Raw genomic sequence first — 26,197 nt, forward strand, 5'->3', positions numbered from 1 at the left:
CGACAGGACAGACGGCGACGAAGGCAGCGGCAGAGTCACGCGTGGTGCGAACGACAACCGGATCGGGTTTCCATGGATCGGACCATAGCAGAAAATACCCTCCGGCTGCATCGTCTGCGCACCGCGCCGACTCAGGTCCGCACGTGCCCGTCGCCCAGCACCACGAACTTCACCGATGTGAGCCCGTCCAGTCCCACCGGGCCGCGCGCATGGAACTTGTCGGTGCTGATGCCGATCTCGGCGCCGAGCCCGTACTCGAAGCCATCGGCGAAGCGCGTGGAGGCGTTGACCATGACCGAGCTTGAATCCACCTCGCGCAGAAAGCGCCGGGCGCGGCCATAGTCCTCGGTGACGATGCTGTCGGTATGGTGCGAGCCGTGGTGCTCGATGTGATCGATGGCGGCATCCATGTCGGCCACCACCCGGATCGCCAGGATCGGCGCCAGGTATTCGGTGTCCCAGTCTGCATCGCTCGCCGGCGCGACGCCCTCCACCAGGGCCCGGGTGCGCGGGCAGCCGCGCAGCTCCACGCCCTTCTCCATCAGCGCCACCGCCAGTCGCGGCAGCACGGCGTCAGCAATCCCTTGCGCTACCAGCAGGGTCTCCATGGTGTTGCAGGTGCCGTAGCGCTGGGTCTTGGCGTTCATTGCCACCGCGAAGGCCTTGTCCGGATCGGCGCGGTCGTCGATGTAGACATGGCAGATGCCGTCCAGGTGCTTGATCACCGGCACCCGGGCATCACGGCTGATGCGTTCGATCAGGCCCTTGCCGCCACGGGGAATGATGACGTCGATGTGCTCCGGACGGGTGATCATCTGGCCCACCGCGGCGCGGTCCGTGGTCTGCAGCACCTGCACCGCGTCGGCGGGCAGGCCGGCGCGCTCGAGTCCTCGCTGGATGCAGCCGGCGATGGCCTGGTTGGACTGGAATGCCTCGGAGCCCCCGCGCAGCACGGTGGCGTTGCCGGACTTGAGGCACAGTGCCGCGGCATCGGCGGTGACATTGGGCCTTGACTCGTAGATGATGCCGACCACCCCCAGCGGCACCCGCATGCGCCCGACCTGGATGCCCGAGGGGCGATAATTGAGATCGGTGATGGCGCCGATGGGGTCCGGCAGGCCGGCGATCTGGGCCAGGCCCTCGATCATGGCGTCGATGCGCGGCGGGGTCAGTTCCAGCCGGTCGAGCAGCGCCGCATCCAGGCCCTTGTCGGCACCGGCCTTCAGGTCTGCGGCGTTGGCCTGCACCAGGTCAGCGCGCTGCCGGTCCAGATCCTCGGCAATGGCCGTCAGGGCAGCATTCTTGGCCGCGGTCTCGGCGCGGGCCATCTGTCGCGATGCCGCCCGGGCGCGCTGACCGACCTCGGTCATGTAGGTGTCGACGGCGGTGATTTCAGAACTGGCCATAACAGGTCTCTTGAACAGTGATCGGTGGGATGTTTTCGGTTTTCGTGACGAAATCAGCGACCAGGCGCCGCGGCAAGGCCCTCGGCGATGCCGGTCAGCAGCGTCCAGGGGTCGGCGGGATGCTGCCCCTTGATGGCCAGATCGGCCTCGGCACAGCGCTCCAGCAACGACCACAGGTGCGGCAGCGGATAGCGTCGGGCGGCCGTGATCACCGCCTGCCGGCGCGAATCGAACACCTGATGCGCCCGCAGCACCGGCGCCAGATCCTGACGCTGCGCCAACGCAAAGGCCACCGCCGCCAGCTTGCGGATCTCCCGCGCCAGCACCCACAGCACCAGCGGCTCTGCGGTGCCTTCCGTGGCCAGCCCGCGCAGCACCCGGTCGGCGCGGACCCGGTCGCCCGCCAGCGCGGCGTCGGTGAGATCGAACAGGCTGTAGCGGGCGCTGTCGGTCACCGCCGCGAGCAGCGACTCGGCATCCAGCGGCCCCGGCTGGCATAGCAGGCGGAGCTTCTCGATCTCCTGCGCACCGGCCAGCAGATGGCCCTCGACCCGCTCGGCCAGCAGCGCCACCGCCTCCGGTGTGGGCTGGAAGCCGGCCGCCTGCAGCCGTGCGCGCAACCACTGGTGCAGTTGCTGACCCTGCAGCAGCCGGACCTGCACGATGACGCCCACCCGCTCCAGCGCCTCGGCCCATTTCGACTTGAGCGTCTTCCAGTCCAGCCCCGGGGCCAGGATCAGCAGCAGCACATCGTCGCTGACCCGCTCGCAGTACCGGCGCAGGGCATCGGAGCCCTCGCGCCCGACGCCGTCGCCGCTGATGCGCAGTTCGATCAGACGCCGCTCGGCGAACAGCGACAAGGCTCCGGCCTCCGCCGCCAGCGATGACCAGTCGAACTGCTGCCCGTGCTCGAGGCGAGTCCGTTCGCTGAAGCCCCGATCCCGAGCAGCGCGGCGGATCGCATCCGCCGCCTCACCCAGTTGCAGGGGCTCGTCGCCGAACAGCAGGTACACCGGGGCCAGTCCCTGGGTCAGGGCCTGCTCCAGTTGGGCTGGCGCGCAGCGCATGGCCGGCGGTGCCGCTAACTAGCCGGTACGCCGCCGCCGGGGGCCTTCGACGGCGTCCTGCCGGACGCCGCTCCCCGGGCGGTCAGGGCCGCACGCAGGCGCAACAGGACCTGGTCCGCCGCGTCGTTGGCCAGATCCTGGTAGATGATATCGGACTCTTCCTGCTTGCCGAGCACGGACACGTCCGGATTGTCGTCGAAGGTGCGCTCCAGCACGATGGACTGCGGCGGCATCAGCACATTGCCCTGGTCGTCGCGGGCGTCGAACCGCACCCGATAGGTGAGCACATAGGCCAGCGCGCGGCCGTTACGATCCAGCGCCACCACGCGCGAATCGCGCGATTCGGACAGGATGCGCAGGACCATGCCTGCCTTGGTGGCATCGCGGGTGGTCTGTACGCCGCTGCCCGGCAGCCGACTCTCGATGGCCCAGCCCACCAGCCCGCCGGACTGCACATACAGCGGCGACAGGTCCGGCGGGATGTCGACCGCGCCGCGCAACTGGAAGCCGCAGCCACCCAGCGTCAGCGTCAGGCCCAGTATCAGCACCAATGCCGGCACCAGCCGGTTGCTGTGACGGGCGCCGGATGCCGCTGTCCTGGATCGAACCCTGGTCATTTCGCCACCACGTTCACCAGCTTGTTCGGCACGACGATGACCTTGCGCACCGTGGCCCCTTCGATGAAGCGCTGCACGTTGGCATTGGCCAGCGCGGCCTGCTCGATGGCGGCCTTGTCCGCCTCGGCGGGCACCTGCACCTTGCCGCGGACCTTGCCGTTGACCTGCACCACATAGTCCACCGTGTCCTGCTGCAGCGCGCCCTCGTCCACCGCCGGCCAGGCCGAGGCGAGGATATCGTCGCCAAAACCGAGCTCCCGCCACAGGTGATGCGTGACATGGGGCGCGATGGGGGCCAGCAGCCGCAGCACGATGGACAGCCCCTCGCGCAACACGGCCCGTCCGCCGCCGGTTTCGGCATCGGTGTCGAGCCGGTAGAGCACGTTGACCATGGTCATGCAGGCCGACACGACGGTGTTGAACTGGTGTCGCTGGAAGTCGAATAACGCCTTCTTCAGCGCCATGTGCAGTTCGCGGCGCGCCGCCGCCGCGGCCTCGTCCAGGGCTTCGGCCCGGACCGCTGCGTCGACATCGGCAATCTCCCCCGCCCTGCCCACGGCAAGGGCCCAGAGCCGCTTCAGAAACCGGGAGGCGCCCTCCACGCCCTCGTCGTTCCACTCCAGCGACTGGTCCGGCGGCGATGTGAACATGGTGTACAAGCGCACGGTATCGGCGCCGTAGCGGGCGATCAGCGCCTCCGGGTCGACGCCGTTGTTCTTGGATTTGGACATCTTCTCGATGCCGCCGAAGGTCACCGGCTGGCCATCGTCCCGCAGCACCGCGCTGATCAACTTGCCCTTGTCGTCGCGTTCGACTTCCACATCGGCGGGGTTGAACCACTGCTTGCGACCGTCGGCATCCTCGCGGTACCAGGTCTCGGCCACCACCATGCCCTGGGTGAGCAGGTTGGCGAACGGCTCATCGCAGTCCACCAGGCCCTCGTCGCGCATCAGCTTGTGGAAGAAGCGCGCATACAGCAGATGCAGCACCGCGTGCTCGATGCCGCCGACGTACTGGTCCACCGGCAGCCAGTAACGCGCCCGCTTGTCGAGCATGGCGCTGTCGCAGTCCGGCGAGCAGTAGCGGGCGTAGTACCAGCTGGACTCGAAGAAGGTGTCGAAGGTGTCCGTCTCCCGGGTCTCGCCCCCGGGCAGCATGGCGAACGCCTCCATCTTCTTCAAAGGCGAGCCGGAACCGTCGACGATGACGTCCTCCGGCAGGCGCACCGGCAGGTCCGTCTCGGCCCGCACATCACCGTCGGCGGTGCGCACCACCGGAATCGGACAGCCCCAGTAGCGCTGGCGCGAGACACCCCAGTCGCGCAGGCGGAAATTGACCCGTTTCCGGCCCTTGCCGTGGGTCTCGAGCCAGTCGGCGACGGCATCGAAGGCCTGCGCCGAGGTCAGGCCGTCGAACGGGCCGGAGTTCACCAGCACGCCCTTGTCGACGAAGGCCGCGGTATCGATGCCGCAGGGGCTGTCGTCGGCGGAGACGATGACCGGCCGCTTGGGGATGCCGTAGCGCTCGGCGAACTCCCAGTCACGTTGGTCGTGGGCCGGTACCGCCATCACCGCGCCGGTGCCGTAGCCCATCAGCACGAAGTTGGCCGCGAACACCGGCACCGCCTCGCCGGTGATCGGATGCCGCGCATTCAGCCCCAGTGGGTGGCCCTTCTTCTCCATGGTCTCGAGCTCGGCCTCGGAGATGCCGCCCTGGCGACAGTCATCGATGAAGGCCGCCAGCGACGCATTGCCGGCGGCGGCCCGCCGCGCCAGCGGATGCTCCGCGGCCACCGCCACGTAGGTCACGCCCATGACGGTGTCCGGGCGCGTGGTGTAGATGCCCAGCGTCTCTTCCGAGCCCTCGATACCGAACTCCATGTAGACGCCCTCGGAGCGCCCGATCCAGTTGCGCTGCATGGTGCGCACCTGTTCCGGCCAGCCGTCCAGGCCGTCGATGGCGTCGAGCAGCTCCTGGGCATAGTCGGTGATGCGCACCGCCCATTGTTCGATCTCGCGCTTCTCCACCGGGGCGCCGGAGCGCCAGCCACGGCCGTCGATGACCTGTTCGTTGGCCAGCACCGTCTGATCCACCGGGTCCCAGTTCACCGTTGCTGTGGCGCGGTAGGCCAGGCCCTTCTGCATCAGGCGCGTGAACAGCCACTGTTCCCAGCGGTAATAGTCCGGATCGCAGGTGGCCAGCTCGCGCGACCAGTCGTAGCCGAACCCCAGGCGTTTCAGCTGCTCCTTCATGTAGGCGATGTTGGACCGGGTCCACTGCGACGGCGGAATGCCCTTCTGGATGGCGGCATTCTCCGCCGGCAGGCCAAAGGCGTCCCAGCCCATGGGCTGCAGCACGTTCTTGCCCAGCATCCGCTGATACCGGGCAATGACGTCACCGATGGTGTAGTTGCGCACATGCCCCATGTGCAACCGACCGGACGGGTACGGAAACATCGACAGGCAGTAGAATTTCTCCCGCTCGGGATCCTCGACGGCGCGGAATGTCTGCTGCTGCTCCCAGTGCGCCTGGGCCGCGTCCTCGATGGCACGCGGATCGTACTCGGTCTGCATCGGAATGGGTCTCTGAAAAGGCTGAGAGGAGACCGCAGCATCGGCTGCGGTGTGCGTCTAGCGACGACGTTTGGCGACGACAGGGATCTAGGATACCGCACCCGCCCAACCTGCGGCGACCTCGGCGCCGACGCTCGACAATTTCCAGATTCAAACCGCAGAGGCCCAGCGCACGCAGAGACCATCCAGCGTTTTCCTAAGCTTCTCTGCGTGCGCTTTGCGTACTCTGTGTCTTTGCGGTTGATCGAGCTGCGGCAGAGCGTCGAATTTGAAATCGCTGGCCGTCGCTGGCACCGTTTGCGTCGCAGCCGCGGCATCGGGTAAGGTCCGTGGATGACTGGCCATCGGCCGCCGCGATTCCAGCATCTCATCATGCCCCACAGCCCGACCCGGTCCGATCTCCGGTGGACGGCGAAACGCGTTTCTCCGATTCGCGCCGCCGTTGCGGGCATGCTGTGCGTTGCGCTGATCCTCCCAGGCGGCTGTGCACAGCGGCAATACCAGGGACGGCCCGCCGCGGCGGTGACGGATGCGTCCGTTGCCGACAGCCGGTCCATCCCGGAGCCGCAAGAGGACCCGCCCGAGCCTGGCCAGTTGTACGACTGGAGCGGACACGGCCGCGCGATCAGCCACATTGTCATCGACACCAACGAGCAGAAGGCGCGCTTCTACGACGGCGTCGAGCAGGTCGGCTGGACCACCATCGCCTCGGGCGTTGCCCGCCATGCGACGCCCCGGGGCGAATTCGCGATCCTTGAAAAGGTTAGCAAGAAGCGCTCCAACCTCTACGGCAAGATCGTGGACAGCAACGGCAAGGTGGTCAAGCACAGTGCGTCGAATCGCGATCCGGTGCCCGAGGGCGGTCGCTTCATCGGCGCCAGCATGCCGCATTTCATGCGCATGACCTACGACGGCATCGGCATGCACGCCGGCCCTATTCCCCGCCCCGGATACCCGGCCTCCCACGGCTGCATCCGCATGCCCAAGACCGTGGCCGAGGCGGTGTTCAACCATGCCAGCACCGGCACCCGCGTGACCGTGGTCGGCAACGGCCCGGACTATGGCAACTATGCCGAGCGCATCGCCCGACAGCGGGCGACGGCAAAGACCCGATCCAACGGCAACACGGCGGCCAGCACATCCAGCCGTTCGTCCGGCACGACTGCCGGCGGCCAGCAACGCACTGCGGCCTCATCGTCGGCGCCGGCACCGACCCCGGCTTCAACACCGGTGCCGGTTGCAGCCCCGGCCACAGCTGACACCGGAGCAACCCCGACTCCGCGTTCGGTTGCGGCTCCAGAGCAACGCGCGGATTGGGACCAGGACCAGGACCAGAATCAGGATCAGGCCCAGCCACGAGAAGGCGTCCGCGCCACAACGGACCCCGCCGCCGACCTCGCCGGTAGCGGCAACGACAGCAACGACGCGCCCGGCTACATCCTGCTGCCGGCGCGGGTCGTCGGCACCGAGGACAGCGCACAACACGATGGGCCAGCGCCAACCGACGCAAAAACTCGGACTGGGGTCGAAGCAGCCCGGTAGCGGCGGAAAGCAGCCGTCCAAACCCAGCGCGCACGCCCGTGTCAACCGGTATATAATCGGCGGCTGCGCAGAACCCGCCCTCGTAGCTCAGGGGATAGAGCAACCGCCTCCTAAGCGGTAGGTCGCAGGTTCAATTCCTGCCGAGGGCGCCAATACTCCCTCCAGCAAGCCCAGGTGCGTCTCGTCTGCGTCTCGTCTACGAAGACCTCCAGGCCGTCTTGGCCACAGGGGTGCTGTTCCCACGCCCTACCGACCCGCATGGGCAGGTCTGTACCCCGATTCTTGCCATCCCATCCCGCCTGCAGGCGTCTGTTCTGCCGGCCGAGGTATCTGATCGCGTTCATGCAGATGCGCGACGCGCTGGTGGGCGGATAAGGCCGAGCCCTGTTTTGTAGCTCGGCCTAAGGAGATGGCCGGGTTTCCTGCCCCGCACGGGAAGCGCCGAATAAATCAGCGCTTCCCTGATGGCCTGGGATCCGCTCGCCAGCGTCAATCAAGCACCAGCTTGCGGCCAAAGGGGTGCGGCCTCTCCGCCTGCACCGCCGGCACGGCCCAGAGCACCGGGAAGCGCGGACGATACTGGGCCGGACCGTCCAGGTCGGTGAGAAAGACGCCGATGTCCGGCGCATGGCGCTCGGCCTCGCGCAGCAGGGGCGAGAAGTCGGTGCCGCCGCCACCCTGAAAGCGGATCTCGCGCAGGTTCGAGCGGCCCGGGGCGAAGTGCTCCACGGCGCTGACCCGCTGGTCGCCGACGATGACCACCAGCCCGGCCTCCAGCCGGCGGCTGATGGCCTCGATCTCGGTGGCGAAGCGACCCAGCAACGGGTCCTCGACGGAGCCGGAGACATCCACCATGACCACCAGCCGCGCCACGGCCCGACTGGCGCTGGTGCCGGGCTCCCAGGGCATTCGCAGGCGCCCGCAGCGCCCCTGATTGGCCACATAGGAGCGCGCCGGCCGCGACCAGGAGCGGTCCGGCTGATGCGACAATCCCCGCGCGAGCTGCGTCCGCAACAGCTGCTCCCAGGGCGTGCGGACCTTGGGCAGATCGGCGATCAGCGCACGCAGCATCGAATGGGCGCCATCGCCGGCGTGCCCGCGGACGATACGCTCGCGCCACTCCCGGGCCTGCTCCGCCTGCTGCTCGGGTTGCTGCCCGTCATCCGGCGCCGGCAGCAGGTCACGCAGGATGCTGGATCCCATGCGCCGGGCCCGGGCCGCCCGCGGTCCATCCTCGCGGAGGCCCTCCCGGAAGCGGGCAGACGCCTCCTCGATGGTCTCGTCGGCCGACTTCGCAGAACCTTGGGATTGCCCTTGCTGGCGTTGTGCCGCACCGCCCTGCCCGCTCCGGCGCTGGTCAGCCTGTCCGTCGCCATCCCCGCCCTGCCCAGAATCACGCCCGGCACCACTGCCGGCGCGCCGTCCGGCCATGGGCCCCCGGGCGCCGGAGCGGCGATCATCGATGGCGCGATAGAGCCGCTCCAGATCCCACTCCAGCAACGACTTCTCCACCCCTTGGCGGATGTCCAGCACGGAGGCCAGAAGCTCCTCGAGCAGCACCGAGCCCTGGGGCAGCTCCAGCCAGCTCAGATGGCTCAGGGTGCTGTTGACGATGGCATCGGCGCAGATGTTGAACAGCGCGTCGTCGACGTCGCCGCGCAACCGCCGCAGGGCCGCGCGCCGCTGTGGATGCTGCAACGCCACATGCAGCACCTGGTGCGCCACCAGACCGGTCTGCACCGGCAGGGGCAACGTCTCGAAGGCGGCGCCGTAGAAGATCGTGCTGCCGTCATTGGCGGCGAACAGGGCGTCCGGTTCGTGCGGCTGCGCCTCGGTCGCATCCAGGCTGAGGTCGCGATGCCGGATCCAGAGCGCCAGCCCGCCGGTGGACGGTGCATATTCGACCATGCGCTGGATGGCCCGGGTGCCGCGATGGCTGTGGATGGCCACGGCGGACTAGCCCGCCTCGTCCTGGGCGCGCTGCTCGGCGTAGCGCAGATAGACCGGGCTCTGCAGCACGGCGCCCTCCAGTCCGCGCTCCAGCGCCTTCTGGAACAGCAGTTCCATGGCCAGCGTCTGTGCCTCGCGGATGGGCAGGGGCTCGGTGCTGTCGGCATCGGGCAGCTGGTCGATGATCTCCAGCGCGCGTGTCATGCGCGGCTCATCGGTGGTGACGGCGAGCAGCGCATAGAGCATGCCGTAGAGCCCATCGAGCGTCTTCGGCAGCAGCGCCGCGGTGGCCTCCCCGGGCTCTGCCTGCAGCAGCTGCAACACATCGGTGCCGGCCTGGATCTCGCGCAGCACGCCGAAGAACTCGGCGGCATTGGCCGCGCCGATGCGGCCCTGCACGAAGATGCGCCGGGCGCTGTCGGACAGGTCGGACCTGAGTACGTTGGACACGTCCTCCCAGCCCCGCGGGCTGGCGCCCACCAGGTGATCATTGGCGAGCTGACTGTGGGTGTCGTCGAGCTTGTCCGGGCGCACCTTCAGATAGGCCATCACCTCGGGCGCAAAATCATTGGCCAGGGCGTGGTCGAGGAATGCGTCGATGACCGTCTGCACATTGAAGTGGAACATGCGATCCGCCAGCGCCGTGCCCATGTCGTGGCTCACCGCGCCGTGGTAGGCCGCGTTGCCGGCCGCCACCACCAGCCAGCCGTCCGGCAACTGGTACTTGCCCACCCGACGGTCCAGGATCAGCGAGTAGGCGGAGATCTGCAGCCGCTGGTCAGCGGCGGTCAGCTCGTCCAGAAACAGGATCCCCTCGGGCTGCTCAGGGCCCGGCAGGAACTCCGGCGGAAACCAGACCGTCTGCTCGCGGCTGTCGTCGGCATAGATGGCGCCGCGGATGTCCACCGGCTCGATGGTGGTCAGGCGCAGGTCCACCAGGGGCGCGCCGAAGTGCTCGGCCACCTGTCGTACCACGGACGACTTGCCGACGCCGCGCGTGCCCCAGAGCATGGAGGCGCGCCGGCGCAGCGTCGGGTCGGCAAATTGCTCGATCAGCGCCTGCCGGACCGCTGCGATCGACACCGGCGGAATGTTCATTGGATCAGTATGCAAGGGCTTCCCCTGTTGTTCTTGCGTTCACTGGTCGGTGCAGCAATTTCAAATTTTGCCGCTTTGCCGCAGTTCGATTAACCGCAAAGACACAGAGAACGCAAAGCGCGCGCAGAGACGCTTAGGAACACGCTGGCTGGTCTCTGCGTTCTCCAGAGCTCTGTGGTTTGAATCTGGAATTGCTGCTGGTCGGTGAGATCTGTTTGACATCAGCACATCAGGTCGCCAGGTGTTTTGCCGGGCTGGCCTGGAGTGTCGTGATGCGCTCAGGTCTCGGCCTCCGCCATCGCCTTGCCGGCGCCGGCTGGCCGCGGCGCCTTGCTGTCCAGGGGCTTGAACCAGTCTTGCTGCCGCAGCGGTCGCGGCAGCGGCGGGATCTCCAGCCGCGGCATTTCGCGCATCAGGAAGAAGCCCACCAGCAGGAACGGCGGCGCATGGAAGATGAGCATGCGCAGAATGGAGTCATCGTCCATCTCCAGCCACTGGATGCCCGGCGTGATGGCCAGGATGAACAGCCCGGTGAGCAGCGGGATGGCGCGCTGGAAGGTCACCCGCCAGCGGCTGCGCAGATGCCGGCCATGGAACTGCGCCGGTGCACGCCGCAAGGTCGCCGCCAGATGCTCGATGGTCGGCCCCAGCCGGCGCTCGATGTCCGCTGTGCGTTCCGGCTCGCGGGTGGCCACGCGGATGGCGCCGCGCCAGTAGCTGACGATGCGCCGCAACGGACGCCAGCGCCAGCCGATGACCGCGATCAGATCCTCCGGCACGTCCAGCAGCAACCCCGGCGGCGCGGTCAGCTTCAGCTCCACCGGCGCGCCCCGGAACCGATCCGCCTTGAACGCGATGCGCACGCCCTCCACCACGGCCTCGGCCTCGGTGAAGACGGCGCGGGGGCCGCCATCCTCCTCGTCACCAGCAAGGATGACATAGCTGCGGGCCAGGGGCACACCGCCATGGACACCGAACTGGCGCCGCGGCGGAATCGCCTCCATCAGCGCCAGCAGCTGCTCGACATCGCCGCCCTCGACCACCGCCATGGCGGCCAGACCGCTCGCGTCCGTGACCCGGCGCACCAGTCGGTGGCGGTTATCCTGATCCAGCTCCAGCGTCAGTACCGACTCCAGGGCGATGGGCAGGGCATCCGTTGGCGCCAGCGGCACCGGCCTGAAGCGCAACAGCCGGTCCTCGCGTCGGCTGGCGCCCAGGTCCGCGTGCAGACCACGCCGGCTGAAGGGCGCCATCAGTGTCAGGATCTCATGGTGTGTCAGCGGGGTGGTCGACTTGCGCGACCGCGACGGCGATGCCTCCGGAATCAGCCGCGGCGGATCGTGCTTGATGCGGACCTGGGTCATCGTCTTCTCCTCCTGCAACGGACCTTGGTGGTACAGTGTCGGCGCATGTTTTCTTACCGTTGGTCTTATACAATCGGCGCCTGGTACGGCTGTGCCACAGCCTGAATGCATACACTCTTGGGAAACGGTTCCATGTCAGAACGCATCGCCGTCATCGGAAGCGGCATCGCCGGTCTTGCCAGCGCCTGGCTGCTTGCGCGTCAGCACCAGGTCACCCTGATCGAGGCCAATGATTATATAGGCGGCCACACCCACACCATCGAGGTGCCGACGGCCGACGGCCCGCTGCCGGTGGATACCGGCTTCATCGTCTTCAACGAGCCTAACTATCCGCTGCTGACGCGACTCTTCCGGCGTCTGGGCGTGGCCAGCCGCGAGAGCACCATGTCCTTCTCCGCTTCCATCGGCCCTGGCCGGCTGGAATATTCCGGCGACACCCTGAATACCCTGTTTGCGCAGCGCGGCAACCTGCTAAGCCCGGGTTTTCTGCGCATGCTTCGGGATATGCTGCGTTTCAACCGCCGCTGCAAGGCATTGCTGGCCGACGGCGGCTTCGACGGCCTGAGCCTGGGGGACTTTCTGCAGCGCCAGGGGCTCGGAACCGAGTTCCAGCACCACTACCTGTTGCCCATGGCGGCTGCGATCTGGTCCTGTCCCACAGGCACCATGATGGATTTCCCCGCCGAGAGCCTGGCGCGCTTCTTCAACAACCACGGGCTGCTGAACATCCTGCGCCGGCCGGAATGGCGCACCGTGGTGGGCGGCAGCCATAGCTATGTAAAACGTATCCTGTCGGATCTGGGCGAGCAACACGTCCTGTTCGACGCCGCGCAACAGGTGCGCACCCGCGGCGACGAGGTCGAAGTGCGCCTTGGCTCTGGTGCCGAGCGCCGCTTCGACCGCGTGGTGCTGGCCTGCCATGCCGACCAGGCACTGGCCCTGCTGGAGCGCCCCGACGACGACACGGCGCGGCTGCTGGGGGCCTTCCGCTATCAGACCAACCGCACCTGGCTACACACCGATGCGCAACTGATGCCCCGGCGCCGGGCCGTGTGGGCGTCGTGGAACTACCTGGCCGAGCAACGCCAGGACGGCGAGCGAGCGGTGTCCGTCACCTACTGGATGAACCGGCTGCAGGGCCTGCCGGGAACCACCGACTACCTGGTGTCGCTGAACCCGCTGCAGGAGCCGGAGCCGGAACGGGTCATCGCCGCGATGGACTACGAACACCCGGTGTTCGACCAGGCGGCCATGGACGCCCAGCGTCAGCTGCACCGGCTGCAGGGCCGCGACCGCGTGCACTACTGCGGCAGCTACTTCGGCTACGGTTTTCACGAGGACGCCCTCAAATCCGCGGTGGACGTCGCTGACCAGCTCGGCATCGACACCCGCTGGCTGACCACAAACACCGCTGACACGGACCCGACGCACGCATGAGGGAACGGCCATGAGCAGGACGCACCACAGCGCCGACAATGGCGCCGGCGCGGACAGCAGCGCGGCAGACAATCCGCATCGAATCTACTTCACCCGGGTGATGCACCGGCGCCTGCACCCGGTGCAGTACCGTTTCGTCTACCGGGTGTTCAGCCTGCTGCTGGACATCGATGCATTGGACCGGGTGCCGCGGCTCATGTCGGGCCGGCGCCTGCGGCTGGTGCGCTTCGACCCCCGGGACCACGGCCCGCGCGACGGCTCGCCGCTGCGTCCCTGGGCCGAGCAGCTGCTGGCCCGGCACGGCATCGACCTGGAGGGCGGCCGGATCCGCCTGCTGTGCTTTCCGCGGGTGCTCGGCTACGGCTTCAACCCGCTGAGCGTGTGGTACTGCGAGCACCGCGACGGGCGCCTGCGGGCGGTGATCGCCGAGGTCAACAACACCTTCGGCGAGCACCACAGCTACCTGCTGGCAGACGCCGGACGCCCGCTGGACTGGCCGCTGCGGGCCGAGGCAGTCAAGTGCTTCCACGTGTCGCCGCTGATGGACATGGAAGGCGGTTATCGCTTCCGCCTGTCGCGACCCGACGACCATGTGGCCGTGCTCATCCGCCAGTTCGACGACCGGCGACAACTACGCATGGTAGCGTCACAGACAGGCCCCGGCGAGCCCCTGACCGAGCGCGCGCTGTGGCGGGCGCTGCGGCGCATGCCACTGATGACGTTCAAGGTGATGGCGGCCATCCACTGGCACGCGCTGAAGATCTGGCTCGGCGGCGCGCGCTTTCACCCCAAACCCGAACCGCCCCGCAACGAGGTGACCTGATGGCAAGCGACAACGCCGCCGAGGCGGCACTCCCGGCCGGCAGTCCGGCCGTGCTCAGGCCGTACCACAGGCTTTTCCAGGGTATTGCCTGCGGACAACTGTGCGTCCGCATCGGCACACATCACCGCCTGCTGCGCGGTACCGACCCAGGCCCCAGCGGCGAGATCCGGCTGCTCAGGCCCTGGGCCTTTGCGCGGCGCATCGCCACCCGCGGCCATGTGGGCCTGGGCGAGTCCTACATGGCCGGACACTGGGACAGCCCGGACCTCACCGCGCTGCTGCGCACCCTGGGAGTCAACGAGGCCGCCTTCAGCCGGGTGGTGGCCGGCGGCTGGATGCACCGGCTGCTGTCGCCCTGGCGACATCGCCGGCGCTCCAACACCCGCACCGGCAGCCGGCGCAACATCGCCTACCACTACGACCTGGGCAACGACTTCTACCGCCTGTGGCTCGACCCCAGCATGACCTACTCCTGCGGCATCCGCGCGCAGGACGACGACGATCTGGAGCAAAGCCAGCACAACAAGTACCGACGCCTGCTCGACAGCCTGTCGGCCCGGCCCGGCCAGCACCTGCTGGAGATCGGCTGCGGCTGGGGCGGGCTCGCACGGCAGGCGGCGCAGTCGGGCCTGCGGGTCACCGGATTGACGCTGTCAGAGCAGCAACTGGCCTGGGCGCAGGATGCGGTGCGCGACACCCCACTGGCCGAGCGCATCGACCTGCGGCTGCAGGACTACCGCGACGTGCAGGGGCAGTTCGACCACATCGTCTCCATCGAGATGTTCGAGGCCGTGGGCGAGGCCTACTGGCCGACCTACATGCAGACCCTGGCGCGCTGTCTGCGTCGCGGCGGCCGCGCCGCTCTGCAGGTGATCACCATCGACGACGCCTTCTTCGACGACTACCGCGCCAGCCCGGACTTCATCCAGCACTACGTCTTTCCGGGGGGTATGCTGCCCACCGTGGGCCGCTTCGACGCCGCTGCCGCAGCAGCGGGCCTGCAGGTGGTCCGGCGCAGCTTCCACGGCCAGGACTATGCCCATACCCTCGCCGCCTGGCGGCAGCGCTTCGAGGCCAAGCTGGACGCAGTGCTCGCACTGGGCTACGACCAGCGCTTCATCCGCCTGTGGCGCTACTACCTGAGCTACTGCGAGGCCGGTTTCCTGGACCGGCGGGTGGACGTGATGCAGGTGACCCTGGCCCATGCGCCTGATGCCTGAGAGCTGCCTGAGACGGGTGCCTGGTATTGGCGTGCCGGATATTGGACACCGGCCGGCTGCGGGGTATGATCGCCGCCGGAGACTCGAATCCAGACCTCATCACAGGCCGCATCGACGGCCGAAGGACACCTATCCCATGATCAAGTTTGCCGTTCCCCTCGCCCTGGCTTGCGCCGTCACCGTGTCCGGTTGCGGCACCACCACCACCAGCCGCGCCGGCAGCGCCGCGCTGCTGGGTGCCGCCGGCGGCGCCGCCATCGGCTCCCTGAGCGCCAGCGCCGGCGCCGGGGCCCTCATCGGTGCCGGCGTCGGCGCCCTGGGGGGCTTCCTGTACGACCAGCACCAGAAGGGCAATATCGACTGACGCCGACTGATCCCGAGCCGGGAGGCGGGCGCCGAGGCTACTAACCACTCAGGGCATCGACGTGCTGGAAGCCGCGGGGCAGCATCGCCCCCCGGCGCCCCCGCTCGCCCTGGTAGCGATCCAGGTCCGCCGGCTTCAGGGTCAGGGTACGCTTGCCGGACGTCAGCAGCAGACTACCGCCGTCCGGCACGATGGTGATGGCCAGCATCAGCTCCTCGCGGGCCTTGGCCCGGGCCGCCGGGATGCCGATGATCTTGTTGCCCTTGCCGCGATTCAGCTCCGGCAGCTCGCCGATGGGAAACACCAGCAGATGGCCGCTGCTGGTGACGGCGGCCACCCGGTCCAGCGGGCTGCCGGGCAGCAGCACCGGCGGCAGCACCCGGGCGCCTTCTGGCAGGGTCAGCACCGACTTGCCGCCCTTGGGCTTGGCCAGCAGCGCCTGGAACGGGCAGACAAAGCCGTAGCCCGCATCCGATGCCAGCAACCAGCGGCAGCCCGGCTCCGTCTCGCCGAGCACGGCCCGGAAGGCCGCACCCTTGGGCGGATCCAGCCGACCGGTGAGCGGTTCACCCTGGCCACGGGCCGACGGCAGGGTATGCGTCTGCAGGCTGTAGCTGCGCCCGCTGCTGTCCAGGAACACCACCGGCTGATTGCTGCGCACCCGGGCGGCGGCGAGAAAGCCATCGCCGGACTTGTACGACAACCCCGCCGGATCGATGTCGTGGCCCTTGGCCGCGCGCACCCAGCCCTTGTCCGACAGCACCACGGTCATCGGTTCGCTCGGCGCCAGCTCGGTGTCGTCCAGTGCCAGGGCCGCCGGACGCTCGGTCAGCGGCGAACGGCGCTCGTCGCCGTACTTGTCGGCGTCGCGCTCGATCTCCTCGATGATCAGGTCCCGCAGCCGGCCCTCGTCCCCCAGGGTCTGCTGCAAGGTATCGCGCTCCGCTGCCAGCTCGGCCTGCTCCGCGCGGATCTTCATCTCTTCCAGCCGCGCCAGCTGCCGCAGCCGGGTGTTCAGCACATACTCCGCCTGGGCCTCACTGAGGCCGAAGCGCTGCATCAGCACCGGCTTCGGCTCATCTTCGGTGCGGATGATGCGGATGACCTCGTCGATGTTGAGGAACGCGATCAGCAGGCCTTCCAGCAGGTGCAACCGCTCCAGCACCTTGTCCAGCCGGTGCTGCAGGCGCCGGCGCACGGTGGCGGTGCGGTAGCCCAGCCACTGGCTGAGGATCTCGCGCAGGTTCATGACCCGCGGCCGGCCGTCCAGCGCGATCATGTTCATGTTGACGCGATAGCTCTTCTCCAGGTCCGTGGTGGCGAACAGGTGCGACATCAGCCGCGCCAGATCCACCCGGTTGGAGCGGGGCACGATCACTAGCCGTGTGGGACAGGCATGGTCGGACTCATCGCGCAGGTCTTCGATCATCGGCAGCTTGCGCGCCTGCATCTGCGCCGCCACCTGCTCCATGATGCGGTTGCCGGAGACCTGGTAGGGCAGCGCCGTGATGACGATGTCGCCCTCCTCCATCTCGTAGCGGGCGCGTTGTCGCACCGAGCCGTAGCCGGTCTGGTACATGCGGGCCAGTTCCGAGGCGGGGGTGATGATCTCCGCCGCGGTGGGAAAGTCCGGCCCCGGCACATGGCGCATCAGCGCGTCGATGTCGGCGTCCGGATGCCGCAGCAGATGGATGCAGGCCCTGGCCACCTCACGCAGGTTGTGCGACGGGATGTCGGTGGCCATGCCCACGGCGATGCCGGTGGCGCCGTTCAGCAGCAGGTTGGGCAGCCGTGCCGGCAGCAGCTTCGGCTCTTCCAGGGTGCCGTCGAAATTGGGCTGCCAGTCGACGGTGCCCTGGGCCACCTCGCCCAGCAGGGTCTCGGCATAGGGTGCCAGCCGCGCCTCGGTGTAGCGCATGGCGGCGAAGGACTTGGGATCATCCGGCGAGCCCCAGTTGCCCTGCCCGTCCACCAGCGGATAGCGGTAGCTGAACGCCTGCGCCATCAGCACCATGGCCTCGTAGCAGGCGGTGTCGCCGTGGGGATGGAACTTGCCCAGCACGTCGCCGACGGTGCGGGCGGACTTCTTGAACTTTGCCGCCGCCGAGAGTCCAAGTTCGGACATGGCATACAGGATGCGCCGCTGCACCGGTTTCAGCCCGTCCGCCACATGCGGCAGGGCCCGGTCCAGGATCACGTACATGGAGTAGTCAAGGTAGGCCTTTTCGCTGAACAGGTGCAGCGGCAGACGCTCCAGGCCCTCGGGATTGTAGATCGGCGTTTCGCTCATGCGTGGACGACTCGGACTGCGGACAGTTGAAACGGTCGGGAAGCGTAGCAGCGCAATCCCGGATCGGCAAACGCGGGCGGTGGTATGTCATAATCCGACCAAGTTGGTCAGGCCCGTCGGGGCCCCTGATGCACGCCGCCGTTGCCGGCGGACAGAGAGATCACCCATGAAACACGCATTCCCAATTCTGGTTCCGAGCCTGGTCCTGGCCGCTGCCCTGACTGCCGGCGGCTGCTCCAGCACCCAATCCACCTGGACGCCCACCGTCGACACCTACGGCAATGACCGGGCACAGTATCTCAGCCGCGACCTGGCAGAGTGCCGCGCCCTGGCCATGCAGGCCTCCGGCGGCGATGCAAACGAGCAGGCCGCACGCAGCGCCGCCACCAAGGGGGCCATCGGCGCCGCCGTGGGCGCCGGGGTCGGCGCCGTGCTGGCCGGCGACAGCTGGCGCGGGGCACGCCAGGGCGCTGCCGTCGGCGTGGCCACCGGCGCCCTGGCCGGCGGGCTCGGCACCGCCTCGCAGACCGAGGCCGAGTTCAAGCGCGCCTACAGCAACTGCATGCGCCGCCGTGGCCACAATGTGCTGAACTGACGCGCACCGCCAGGCCGCCCGGAGCTGCTGTCCACTCAGCCGCCCGTTCCGGCCCCGGTCAGTCAGCAGTCGCCCCAATCACCCACGGATGCTCGGTCTCAGTGGCAGCGCCTGTGGCACGCCCAAGCCTCTCCTCCCGCCTGCGCAGCGGACGACGCCCGTCGTTCCGCCTGGCCATCCTGGCCCTGTTCCTGGCGCCGATGCTGATCACCGTCCTGATCATTGTCGCCCGGATGTCCGAGCGTGCGGAACAGGTGGTCTACCAGCTCTCCAGCCGCTTCGTCGCGGAGATCAGCCAGAAGGTCGTCGCCCGCACCGACGGCATCGTGCACCTTACCAAGGCGCAGCTGCTGTCGAATGCCGCCGTAGCGGATGCCACGCACCCCATCGCGGATCAGGCCCTGCTGTCGAAACTGTTCTGGCGGCAGGTGGCCTTCACCCCCGAGCTGACCAGCATGTACATCGGCGACCGCGACGGCAACTTCGTGCAGGCGCGCAACCAACCGGAGCTGTCCACACGGATCCTTGACCGCACCAGCACGCCGGCCAGCGAACGCATCATCGTGCGCCGGCCGGACTTCCAGCCCATCGCGCATCTAACCGGAGACGCCCAGTTCGATCCGCGTCAGCGCCCCTGGTACCGCAACGCCACGGCAGAGCCCCGGGTCCAATGGACCGACGTCTACCGCTTTCACAGCGGTGGGCATCTCGGCATCACCGCCGTCTATCCGCTGCTGGACCAGCATCACCGGATTCGCGCCGTACTCGGCGCCGACGCCACCCTGGACGGCATTTCCGAGCTGTTGTCGCGACAGGACATCGGCCCCAACAGCGCCGTGCTGATCCTGGACGACCAGGATCGGCTGATCGCCTACCCCCGCCGGCTGGACCTCACCACCGTTTCGGCCGATCCCGGGACAAATCGCACAGCGGACGTCCGGGCGGACTTCGGAGCCGAAACCGGGACGCTGCTGCGGATCGACGACATCGCCCGGCCCTGGATCAGGAACGCGCTTTTGGCCAGCACGCAATCCGCGACAGGCTCCGGCGCCGATTCTGACGCTGGAACCGGCACCGCCGCCGGCGTCGGACCCATCCACCGCTCGGTCACCGGCGGCCGGAGCTATCTCACCCACATCGCCGCTTTAGGTGGCGACACCGGACTGCCCTGGCGGCTGGCCATCGTGCTGGACGAGGCGGACCTGCTGAGCGAGTCGGAACGCACCCTGCGCGAAGCCATCGTGGTCTCCGCCATCATCGTCAGCATGGTGCTGTTCATCATCTACCCGCTGGCCGCAAACTTTGCCAACTCGGTGCAGCAACTGGCGCGCAACACAGAACTGCTGCGGCGGTTCCGTCCGACCGAGGTGGTGCCGGTGAAATCCGTCTTCCGCGAGATCCGCGACATGGACCATGCCCTGGCGAAGATGGGCGACACCATGGACTTCCTCGGCAGCCAGATACCGGCCGAGGCCATCCGCCAGCTGGCCAGCGGCGCCACCCGGCCAAGACTGCGGGCCGAATACAAGGACCTGACGGTGATGACCTCCGCCATGGCCGGGCTGGACGGCATGATCGAACGCCTGCAACCGGAACAGGTGATCGAATTCCTCGCCACCCAGGTGGAGCACGGCAACAGCATCATCCGCCGCGAGGACGGCACGCTGGAGACCTTTCGTGGCGACCGCATCCATGCCTTTTGGGATTTGCCCGCCGCCCCGGACCAGGCCGCGCGCCATGCCTGCCGGGCCGCCCTGGCCTTCACCCGCGCCTGTGACCGCGACGCCGCCCGCCACGGCGGCCAGGTGGTGCGCCATACCGGCCTGCACTGCGGCCGCGGACTGGTGGGCAATCTCAACGTGGCCGGACGCATGCGCTACACCGCCATGGGCCGCCTGGTGGCGGTGGCCGCCCGCCTGCGCGATGCCAATGCCCGCTACGGCACCCGCATCATCATCAGCCAGGCCCTGCATGACGAGATCGCCGACCGGTTCCTGTGCCGCCCGCTGGACATCCTGCGGCTACCCGGCGAAGACCGCGGCGACCTGATCTACGAACTGCGCAGCGATGCCCCCGCCAGCGCCGACACGGACGAACTGCGCTTCATCGCCCTGTGCGCCGAGGGCCTGCAGCGCTACCGGCGACGGGCCTGGGAAGATGCCATCGCCAGCTTTTGCCGGGCGCTGACCCTGGTGCCGGATGACCCGGCCTGCAACCTGCTGATCGCGCGCTGCGAGCAGCTGCAGCTCGCCGACCCGGACGACCTGCCGGACGACTGGGACGGCACCCCGGTCAGCGCGAACCCTTGAACCTGGTGACAGGCACCACACGCAAAGCGCCAGGCTTGCGTAACACGTCAACCGACCAGCTGACCAACTGATGACCAGATTACGCTCATGTCAACCGATGACCATCTGGACGAGGTGATCGACCGCCTGCACCGCGTGGTGCAACTCCTGGGCGAGCGACAGGCGCTGACCGACCGGCGCGTGTCCCAGCTCTCGACGCTGGCCTTGTTCGACCTGTTCGCCGTCGTGCTGTCCATCTCATTGCTGGTGGTGGTCCTGTCCGTGCAGGCACCGGAGCTGCGCGCCGCCGTGGCCACCATGAACCGGCACTTCGGCGACATCGCCGACGACATGTTCAGCATCCGGCGCAGCCTGTCGAACATGACCGACGACGTCGCCAGCCTGTCAGCCATCGTCGCCCAGGTCGACGGCATGCAGGGCCACGTCGGCAGCATGGGGGACAACGTCGGCAACATGACCGGCCGCGTGCAGGACATGAACGCCACCCTGGGCCTGATGACCGCCCAGGTGGACGACCTGAGCCTGTCGCTGACGGTCATGGACGCCCACATCCTGCGCATGATGCAGGACATGCACCACATGTCCCGGCCCATGCGCATGTTCAACCAGATGAACCCCTTCCGCTGACCTGCGGCCGCGGAGCCACACCATGCTTGACCAGGCGCAGATGGAACGCATTCTCGACATCCTGAAAGAGACCGAGACCGGCCTCACCGCCCAGGTGCGCCGGCACAAGCAGGCCGGACGCAAGGCCCTGGCCCCGCGCCTGTTCTTCGGCCTGATCGGCCTGCTGGCCCTGGCCAACCTGTGGTTCGTCAGCCAGCTGACCATGGAGATCCGCAGCATCATCGGCAACATGAACCAGATGTACGGCCATCTGGCCACCGTGTCCGAGCGCATGTCCGACATCCGTCAGCATATGCACAGCATGGAGCAGCAGATCCGCCTGATGCCGGTGCTCACGGAGCAGATGATTGCCCTGGAGGGCGAGGTGGGGCGGCTCGACACCGACATGGCCACCATGAGCGGCAGCCTGACGTCGATGGAAGAACGCACCGAAAGCATCAACCACAGCGTCGCCGCCATGGCCTTGCGCTTCCGGGCGTTGAATCAGAAAGTGTCGCAGATGGGACAGGACGTGGGGCAGATGGCCCGCCCCGTCCCATGACGGGATCGGCTCAGTGCACGGTGCCGCGCAGGGACGACTCGACGATCATCGCCAGGCACTGCAGCACCGCAAAGGACATCAGGCCGGCAATGATGTCGTCCAGCATGATGCCGACCCCGCCCCGGGCACCGCCATCGGCAGCGCTGACCGGCCAGGGCTTGTAGATGTCGAACAGCCGGAACAGCAAAAAGCCCGTGATGACCCAGACCCAGCCCGCCGGCGCTGCCATCATGGCCACCAGGAAGCCCACCACCTCGTCCCAGACAATGGCCGGCGGATCATCGCTGCCGATCTCCCGCGCGGTCTCGGTGCAGGCCCAGACACCGACGCCGATCATCACCGCCAGCACCAACAGATAGAGCAGCAGCGGCAACTGCGACAGCAGCAGATAGATCGGCACCGCCACCAGCGTGCCAACGGTGCCCGGCGCCTGCGGTGACAGGCCGGCGCCGAAGCCATAGGCCAGCCAGTGACGGATGTTGCCCGGCTGGAACCCGCCGGGGCGCGTGGATGTGGACGATTGATTCATGGGGACTCCTTGTGTATCAGCCGTGAAAATGATCGTAACCGGCCACCGTGCCTGCCCACGGGTGACCGTCGCTGGTAAGCAGGCGCAACCCGCTGCCGGGCACCACCTCGCCGATGCGCGTGATCGGGCAGCGTGCCGCGGCCGCCAGCACCGACAGCTCAGCCGCATGCTCCGGCGGCAGCGTAAAACACAGCTCGTAGTCGTCGCCGGATGCCAGCGGCAGGCCCCAGTCGGCGCCGCCTGCAGCCTGGCCCGCCACGACACCGGCCACCTGATCCGCCAGCGGCAGCCGGTCGAGTTCCACCCAGGCAGCGCAGCCGCTGGCCGCGAGGATGTGGCCAAGGTCCGCCACCAGACCGTCGGAGAGATCGATGGCCGCGGACGCGAGCCCCCGCAGCAGTTCTCCGAGTTCCACCCGCGGCACCGGGCGCTCCAGGCGCCGGCGCAGGTAGTCGTCCAGCGGCTCGCCGCGCTGCAGATGCCGCAAGGCCAGGCCGGCGTCGCCCAGGGCGCCGCTGACACAGACCAGGTCCCCAGGCCGGGCGCCGGCGCGACGCAGCGCATGCCCCGCGGGCACGAAGCCATGCACCTGTACCGAGATGGTCAGGGGTCCCCGTGTCAGATCGCCGCCGACCAGGCGGACATCCTGCGCCGCGGCCAGTTCGGCAAAGCCGCGGCAGAACGCCGCCAGCCAGGCCTCATCCGCCGCCGGCAAGGTCAGCGCCAGCGTGGCCCAGGCGGGTTCGGCCCCTGTGGCCGCCAGGTCGCTCAGGCCCACGGCCAGGGACTTCCAGCCCAGGGACTCGGCATCGCAGTCTGGCAGAAAATGCACCCCGGCCACCAGGGTGTCGATGCTGACGGCCAGTTCCCGACCATGGGGAACGCGCAGCACGGCGCAGTCGTCGCCCAGGTCGACAACCACATCGTCGCGCCTGGCGCCAATACCGGTCAGATGCTTGCGGATCAGATCGAACTCGGACATAGATCAAGCCTCGGCCCGGCGTCAGCGTCGCGCGGCCAGTTCCTCGCGTCGGACCTGGCGCGCCAGTTTGTCGAGCACGCCGTTGACATAGCGATGACCCTGCTCGGCGCCGAACACCTTGGCCAGATTGACGGCCTCGTTGATCACCACCGCCACCGGCAGTTCCGGGCTGAACAGCAACTCGTACGCCCCCACCCGCAGGATGGCGCGCTCCACCGGGTCGATGCTCTTCAGCGCCCGATCCAGCAGCGGCCGCAGGGCGTCGTCGATCTCGTCGGCGTGCTCGGAGACGCCGCACAGCAGACGGTCGAACAACTGGGCGTCGTAGCCGGCCCTGCCCTTGCGGCGTCTGGCGTCCAGCGTCGCGTCCTCGATCAGGCCCTCGGCGACGGCCTCGATCCAGGCCGGGTCATCGAAGAACTGCCGGCCGATCTCCGCCGGCGCCTGGCCGCTGACCTGCCATTGATAAAGCGCCAATACGGCGTAGCGTCGGGCCTCGGAGCGGCTGCCACTCATGGTCTGTGCCGGCGCCTCAGCCGATCTGCCGCAGCAGGTCGACCATCTCCAGCGCCGACATGGCCGCCTCGGCGCCCTTGTTGCCAGCCTTGGTGCCGGCGCGCTCGATGGCCTGCTCGATGCTGTCTACCGTCAGTACGCCGAAGGCCACCGGGATGCCGCGCGCCAGGCTGACCTGGGCCATGCCCTTGACGCATTCGCCGGCGACATATTCGAAGTGCGGGGTGCCGCCGCGGATCACCGCGCCCAGGGCGATGATGGCGTCGTAATCGCCCTTGGCCGCCAGACGCTCGATGGCCAGTGGCATCTCGAAGGCGCCGGGGACACGCACCACCACGATGTCGTCCTCCGCGGCGCCGTGCCGCCTGAGGGCGTCGATGGCGCCCTTTTCCAGGCTCTCCACCACAAAACTGTTCCAGCGCGAGACCACCAGGCAGAACCGGGCATTATCGGCGCGCAGGGCGCCCTCGAGGCTCTTGATCATCGTTGCTTACCGTCGCGTGTTCCGGAGGCGAATGCTCGGAGAATGTTCGTAGAATGTTCGGGTCAGGCTCAGCGTCCCAGGTATTCGACCACCTCGAGGTCGAAACCGGAGATGCCGTGCATCGACTTGGGAGCGCTCATCACGCGCATCTTGCGCACCCCCAGGTCGGCCAGGATCTGGGCGCCGATGCCGTAGGTGCGCAATTCGTTGCGATCGGTGCGCAGCGGCGGCGGCCGGTCCTCCGGGCGGCTTTCGCAGATCTCGCCGAGCTTGGCCAGCAGATCGCCGGCCTCGTCGCGGTTGCGCAGCACCACGATCACCCCCTCGCCTTCCTCCGCGATCTGCTGCATGACATCGCGCAGCGGCCAGCCGCAGGCGGGATGCTGGGTGCCGAACAGGTCGCAGATGGCATTCTGCAGATGCACCCGCACCCGCACCGGCCGCTCCGGGCTGACGCTGCCCATGACCAGTGCCAGGTGCACGTCGCCGTCGATGGTGTCGCGGTAGGCGGACAGCTGGAAGGTGCCGAATTCGGTCGGCAGCTCGCACCGGTGCTCGCGCACCACGGCCTTCTCGTGCGCCACCCGGTAATGGATCAGGTCGGCGATGGTACCGATCTTCAGACCATGTTCGGCAGCAAACTTCTCCAGATCGGGGCGGCGCGCCATGGTGCCGTCTTCGTTCAGGATCTCGACGATCACCGAGGCTGGCTCGAACCCCGCCAGCCGCGCCAGGTCGCAGCCGGCCTCGGTATGGCCGGCCCGCACCAGCACGCCGCCGGGCTGGGCCATTAGCGGAAACACATGGCCGGGCTGCACCAGATCGGTGGATTTCGCGTCCGGGGCCACCGCCGCCTGCACGGTGCGGGCCCGGTCCGCCGCGGAGATGCCGGTGGTGACGCCGGCAGCGGCCTCGATGGAGACGGTGAAGGCGGTGGAATGCGGTGCGTTGTTGCCATTGACCATCAGCGGCAGGTGCAGCCGCTCGCACCGCGCCTTGGTCAGGGTCAGGCAGATCAGCCCGCGGCCGTGGGTGGCCATGAAGTTGATGGCCTCCGGCGTCACGCAATCGGCTGCCATCAGCAGGTCGCCTTCGTTCTCGCGATCCTCGTCGTCCATGATGACGACCATGCGACCGGCGCGCAGATCGGCGATGATCTCTTCGGTGGAATTCAGCGACATGGGCAGTGCAGTGTCTGGCGTTTCTGAGCCGCGAGGCTCGTGAATCAGCCAGACAATGTACCATAGCGGCAGATCTGGGCGATACCGCCGGCGCCCGTCCGCTTGTCGGTCACAGCGCCCGCGCCATGGCCAGCGCGTCCTCGCGTCCTGCACTGGGCGCCTCGTTTGCGGCCGGATAGTAGCCCTTGCGCACACCGATCTCGTCGAACCCCTCCCGCCGGTACAGATCGATGGCGGTCCGGTTGGACGCCCGCACCTCGAGAAAGGCCGTATCCGCATCCTGCCGGCGCGCCAGCGCCAGCAGCCGTCGCAGCAGCAGCCGACCGATGCCCCGCCCCTGAAAGGCCGGGTGCACGCACAGATTCAGCACATGACACTCCCCCGCCGCCACCGACATGATGCCGTGGGCCACCACGCCATCCGCCCTAACGCGCTCCGCCACCAGGCAGCAATAACGCACCCGCAGGCAATCGCGAAAGACCCCCTCGCTCCAGGGCGCGCTGTAGGCCATCTGCTCCACCGCCAGTACCGCCGGCAGGTCGGCTTGCTGCATCGGACGCAACATTACAGCGGGTTCGCGGGTGACAGCGGCTTCCATGCGCCTTATTGGAAACCACGAAGCTGTCGCTGGCAATGGTCGTCAGTGCCGCGGGTGCCGCCCGTGGTCGGTTACAGAAGTGGG

General features: G+C 68.1%; 23 protein-coding genes and 1 tRNA gene. 10 read left to right on the forward strand and 14 right to left on the reverse strand.

All coding sequences use genetic code 11. The features are described 5' to 3' along the window. Positions 1-131: 131 nt before the first annotated feature. The 4 genes from F2Q65_RS00845 to leuS are packed head-to-tail and all read right to left on the reverse strand — an operon-like array spanning position 132 to position 5,663. Positions 132-1,406, reverse strand: coding sequence for a glutamate-5-semialdehyde dehydrogenase (locus F2Q65_RS00845; protein ID WP_150089444.1), 1,275 nt, complete (start codon positions 1,404-1,406; stop codon positions 132-134). Positions 1,407-1,459: 53 nt separating this feature from the next. Continuing rightward, entirely contained in the window at positions 1,460-2,473 is a 1,014-nt protein-coding gene (gene holA, locus F2Q65_RS00850; RefSeq protein WP_150089446.1) for a DNA polymerase III subunit delta, read from the reverse strand. A 14-nt stretch (positions 2,474-2,487) separates the two neighbouring features. Beyond that, positions 2,488-3,090 (reverse strand): LPS-assembly lipoprotein LptE, encoded by a 603-nt coding sequence (locus tag F2Q65_RS00855; protein WP_150089448.1) that lies wholly within the window; start codon positions 3,088-3,090, stop codon positions 2,488-2,490. Continuing rightward, positions 3,087-5,663 (reverse strand): leucine--tRNA ligase, encoded by a 2,577-nt coding sequence (gene leuS / locus F2Q65_RS00860; RefSeq protein ID WP_150089450.1) that lies wholly within the window; start codon positions 5,661-5,663, stop codon positions 3,087-3,089. Before leuS ends, F2Q65_RS00855 begins: the two co-directional genes overlap by 4 nt. A gap of 450 nt (positions 5,664-6,113) precedes the next feature. On the opposite strand from leuS, the gene F2Q65_RS00865 reads away from it, so the two are divergent. Continuing rightward, positions 6,114-7,205, forward strand: coding sequence for a L,D-transpeptidase family protein (locus tag F2Q65_RS00865; protein ID WP_170265427.1), 1,092 nt, complete (start codon positions 6,114-6,116; stop codon positions 7,203-7,205). A 76-nt stretch (positions 7,206-7,281) separates the two neighbouring features. Continuing rightward, positions 7,282-7,357: transfer RNA gene (locus tag F2Q65_RS00870), tRNA-Arg, on the forward strand. Between the two features lie 337 nt (positions 7,358-7,694). On the opposite strand, the gene F2Q65_RS00875 is transcribed toward F2Q65_RS00870, so the two are convergent. The 3 genes from F2Q65_RS00875 to F2Q65_RS00885 all read right to left on the reverse strand — a co-directional run bounded on the left by F2Q65_RS00875 (position 7,695) and on the right by F2Q65_RS00885 (position 11,617). Next, the gene (locus F2Q65_RS00875; protein ID WP_211353910.1) at positions 7,695-9,155 is read right to left on the reverse strand and encodes a vWA domain-containing protein; all 1,461 of its coding nucleotides are present in this window, start codon (positions 9,153-9,155) and stop codon (positions 7,695-7,697) included. 6 nt (positions 9,156-9,161) lie between these two features. Beyond that, positions 9,162-10,268 carry an AAA family ATPase gene (locus tag F2Q65_RS00880; RefSeq protein ID WP_150089454.1) on the reverse strand — a complete coding sequence of 369 codons (1,107 nt, stop codon included), beginning with the start codon at positions 10,266-10,268 and terminating at the stop codon, positions 9,162-9,164. Positions 10,269-10,531: 263 nt separating this feature from the next. Then, positions 10,532-11,617: a hypothetical protein gene (locus F2Q65_RS00885; protein ID WP_150089456.1), complete on the reverse strand. Its 1,086-nt coding sequence runs from the start codon at positions 11,615-11,617 to the stop codon at positions 10,532-10,534. A gap of 132 nt (positions 11,618-11,749) precedes the next feature. On the opposite strand from F2Q65_RS00885, the gene F2Q65_RS00890 reads away from it, so the two are divergent. The 4 genes from F2Q65_RS00890 to F2Q65_RS00905 all read left to right on the forward strand — a co-directional run bounded on the left by F2Q65_RS00890 (position 11,750) and on the right by F2Q65_RS00905 (position 15,461). Then, positions 11,750-13,054, forward strand: a complete 1,305-nt coding sequence (locus F2Q65_RS00890; protein WP_150089458.1) for an NAD(P)/FAD-dependent oxidoreductase — start codon at positions 11,750-11,752, stop codon at positions 13,052-13,054. 10 nt (positions 13,055-13,064) lie between these two features. Then, on the forward strand, positions 13,065-13,877 hold the full coding sequence (locus tag F2Q65_RS00895; protein ID WP_150089459.1) for a DUF1365 domain-containing protein: 813 nt from the start codon (positions 13,065-13,067) through the stop codon (positions 13,875-13,877). Further along, positions 13,877-15,097, forward strand: a complete 1,221-nt coding sequence (locus F2Q65_RS00900; protein ID WP_150089461.1) for an SAM-dependent methyltransferase — start codon at positions 13,877-13,879, stop codon at positions 15,095-15,097. The genes F2Q65_RS00895 and F2Q65_RS00900 overlap by 1 nt, the downstream gene beginning before the upstream one ends. A gap of 136 nt (positions 15,098-15,233) precedes the next feature. Beyond that, positions 15,234-15,461 carry a glycine zipper family protein gene (locus tag F2Q65_RS00905; protein ID WP_150089463.1) on the forward strand — a complete coding sequence of 76 codons (228 nt, stop codon included), beginning with the start codon at positions 15,234-15,236 and terminating at the stop codon, positions 15,459-15,461. A 40-nt stretch (positions 15,462-15,501) separates the two neighbouring features. Here F2Q65_RS00905 and parC read toward each other — a convergent pair whose 3' ends face one another. Next, positions 15,502-17,751: a DNA topoisomerase IV subunit A gene (parC, locus tag F2Q65_RS00910; RefSeq protein WP_150089465.1), complete on the reverse strand. Its 2,250-nt coding sequence runs from the start codon at positions 17,749-17,751 to the stop codon at positions 15,502-15,504. A gap of 166 nt (positions 17,752-17,917) precedes the next feature. On the opposite strand from parC, the gene F2Q65_RS00915 reads away from it, so the two are divergent. The 4 genes from F2Q65_RS00915 (at position 17,918) to F2Q65_RS00930 (ending at position 21,823) form a co-directional block, all read left to right on the forward strand. Further along, positions 17,918-18,346, forward strand: a complete 429-nt coding sequence (locus F2Q65_RS00915; protein WP_211353911.1) for a hypothetical protein — start codon at positions 17,918-17,920, stop codon at positions 18,344-18,346. 113 nt (positions 18,347-18,459) lie between these two features. Next, the gene (locus F2Q65_RS00920; RefSeq protein WP_150089467.1) at positions 18,460-20,655 is read left to right on the forward strand and encodes an adenylate/guanylate cyclase domain-containing protein; all 2,196 of its coding nucleotides are present in this window, start codon (positions 18,460-18,462) and stop codon (positions 20,653-20,655) included. 87 nt (positions 20,656-20,742) lie between these two features. Beyond that, complete coding sequence (locus F2Q65_RS19355; protein WP_170265428.1) at positions 20,743-21,282, forward strand: hypothetical protein; 540 nt, start codon at positions 20,743-20,745, stop codon at positions 21,280-21,282. A 22-nt stretch (positions 21,283-21,304) separates the two neighbouring features. Then, complete coding sequence (locus tag F2Q65_RS00930; protein WP_150089469.1) at positions 21,305-21,823, forward strand: hypothetical protein; 519 nt, start codon at positions 21,305-21,307, stop codon at positions 21,821-21,823. Between the two features lie 10 nt (positions 21,824-21,833). On the opposite strand, the gene F2Q65_RS00935 is transcribed toward F2Q65_RS00930, so the two are convergent. The 6 genes from F2Q65_RS00935 to rimI form a co-directional block, all read right to left on the reverse strand. Beyond that, positions 21,834-22,352 carry a phosphatidylglycerophosphatase A family protein gene (locus tag F2Q65_RS00935; protein WP_150089471.1) on the reverse strand — a complete coding sequence of 173 codons (519 nt, stop codon included), beginning with the start codon at positions 22,350-22,352 and terminating at the stop codon, positions 21,834-21,836. Between the two features lie 16 nt (positions 22,353-22,368). Further along, positions 22,369-23,334, reverse strand: a complete 966-nt coding sequence (thiL, locus tag F2Q65_RS00940; RefSeq protein WP_150089473.1) for a thiamine-phosphate kinase — start codon at positions 23,332-23,334, stop codon at positions 22,369-22,371. 21 nt (positions 23,335-23,355) lie between these two features. Then, on the reverse strand, positions 23,356-23,850 hold the full coding sequence (gene nusB / locus F2Q65_RS00945; protein ID WP_150089475.1) for a transcription antitermination factor NusB: 495 nt from the start codon (positions 23,848-23,850) through the stop codon (positions 23,356-23,358). 16 nt (positions 23,851-23,866) lie between these two features. Then, complete coding sequence (gene ribH, locus F2Q65_RS00950; protein WP_150089477.1) at positions 23,867-24,334, reverse strand: 6,7-dimethyl-8-ribityllumazine synthase; 468 nt, start codon at positions 24,332-24,334, stop codon at positions 23,867-23,869. A 68-nt stretch (positions 24,335-24,402) separates the two neighbouring features. Continuing rightward, positions 24,403-25,515, reverse strand: coding sequence for a bifunctional 3,4-dihydroxy-2-butanone-4-phosphate synthase/GTP cyclohydrolase II (ribBA, locus tag F2Q65_RS00955; protein ID WP_150089479.1), 1,113 nt, complete (start codon positions 25,513-25,515; stop codon positions 24,403-24,405). A gap of 109 nt (positions 25,516-25,624) precedes the next feature. Further along, entirely contained in the window at positions 25,625-26,068 is a 444-nt protein-coding gene (gene rimI / locus F2Q65_RS00960) for a ribosomal protein S18-alanine N-acetyltransferase (protein ID WP_246155811.1), read from the reverse strand. Positions 26,069-26,197 lie beyond the last annotated feature (129 nt).

Origin of the sequence: Thiohalocapsa marina (assembly GCF_008632335.1) — a bacterium.
Lineage (GTDB): Bacteria > Pseudomonadota > Gammaproteobacteria > Chromatiales > Chromatiaceae > Thiohalocapsa > Thiohalocapsa marina.

Excerpts from the sequence above, each read along its gene's own strand:
- F2Q65_RS00845 (WP_150089444.1), bottom strand. The coding sequence starts at position 1,406 with ATGGCCAGTTCTGAAATCACCGCCGTCGACACCTACATGACCGAGGTC.
- holA (WP_150089446.1), bottom strand. The coding sequence starts at position 2,473 with ATGCGCTGCGCGCCAGCCCAACTGGAGCAGGCCCTGACCCAGGGACTG.
- F2Q65_RS00855 (WP_150089448.1), bottom strand. The coding sequence starts at position 3,090 with ATGACCAGGGTTCGATCCAGGACAGCGGCATCCGGCGCCCGTCACAGC.
- leuS (WP_150089450.1), bottom strand. The coding sequence starts at position 5,663 with ATGCAGACCGAGTACGATCCGCGTGCCATCGAGGACGCGGCCCAGGCG.
- F2Q65_RS00865 (WP_170265427.1), top strand. The coding sequence starts at position 6,114 with ATGCTGTGCGTTGCGCTGATCCTCCCAGGCGGCTGTGCACAGCGGCAA.
- F2Q65_RS00885 (WP_150089456.1), bottom strand. The coding sequence starts at position 11,617 with ATGACCCAGGTCCGCATCAAGCACGATCCGCCGCGGCTGATTCCGGAG.
- F2Q65_RS00890 (WP_150089458.1), top strand. The coding sequence starts at position 11,750 with ATGTCAGAACGCATCGCCGTCATCGGAAGCGGCATCGCCGGTCTTGCC.
- F2Q65_RS00895 (WP_150089459.1), top strand. The coding sequence starts at position 13,065 with ATGAGCAGGACGCACCACAGCGCCGACAATGGCGCCGGCGCGGACAGC.
- F2Q65_RS00900 (WP_150089461.1), top strand. The coding sequence starts at position 13,877 with ATGGCAAGCGACAACGCCGCCGAGGCGGCACTCCCGGCCGGCAGTCCG.
- F2Q65_RS00905 (WP_150089463.1), top strand. The coding sequence starts at position 15,234 with ATGATCAAGTTTGCCGTTCCCCTCGCCCTGGCTTGCGCCGTCACCGTG.
- parC (WP_150089465.1), bottom strand. The coding sequence starts at position 17,751 with ATGAGCGAAACGCCGATCTACAATCCCGAGGGCCTGGAGCGTCTGCCG.
- F2Q65_RS00915 (WP_211353911.1), top strand. The coding sequence starts at position 17,918 with ATGAAACACGCATTCCCAATTCTGGTTCCGAGCCTGGTCCTGGCCGCT.
- F2Q65_RS19355 (WP_170265428.1), top strand. The coding sequence starts at position 20,743 with ATGTCAACCGATGACCATCTGGACGAGGTGATCGACCGCCTGCACCGC.
- F2Q65_RS00930 (WP_150089469.1), top strand. The coding sequence starts at position 21,305 with ATGCTTGACCAGGCGCAGATGGAACGCATTCTCGACATCCTGAAAGAG.
- F2Q65_RS00935 (WP_150089471.1), bottom strand. The coding sequence starts at position 22,352 with ATGAATCAATCGTCCACATCCACGCGCCCCGGCGGGTTCCAGCCGGGC.
- thiL (WP_150089473.1), bottom strand. The coding sequence starts at position 23,334 with ATGTCCGAGTTCGATCTGATCCGCAAGCATCTGACCGGTATTGGCGCC.
- nusB (WP_150089475.1), bottom strand. The coding sequence starts at position 23,850 with ATGAGTGGCAGCCGCTCCGAGGCCCGACGCTACGCCGTATTGGCGCTT.
- ribH (WP_150089477.1), bottom strand. The coding sequence starts at position 24,334 with ATGATCAAGAGCCTCGAGGGCGCCCTGCGCGCCGATAATGCCCGGTTC.
- ribBA (WP_150089479.1), bottom strand. The coding sequence starts at position 25,515 with ATGTCGCTGAATTCCACCGAAGAGATCATCGCCGATCTGCGCGCCGGT.
- rimI (WP_246155811.1), bottom strand. The coding sequence starts at position 26,068 with ATGCAGCAAGCCGACCTGCCGGCGGTACTGGCGGTGGAGCAGATGGCC.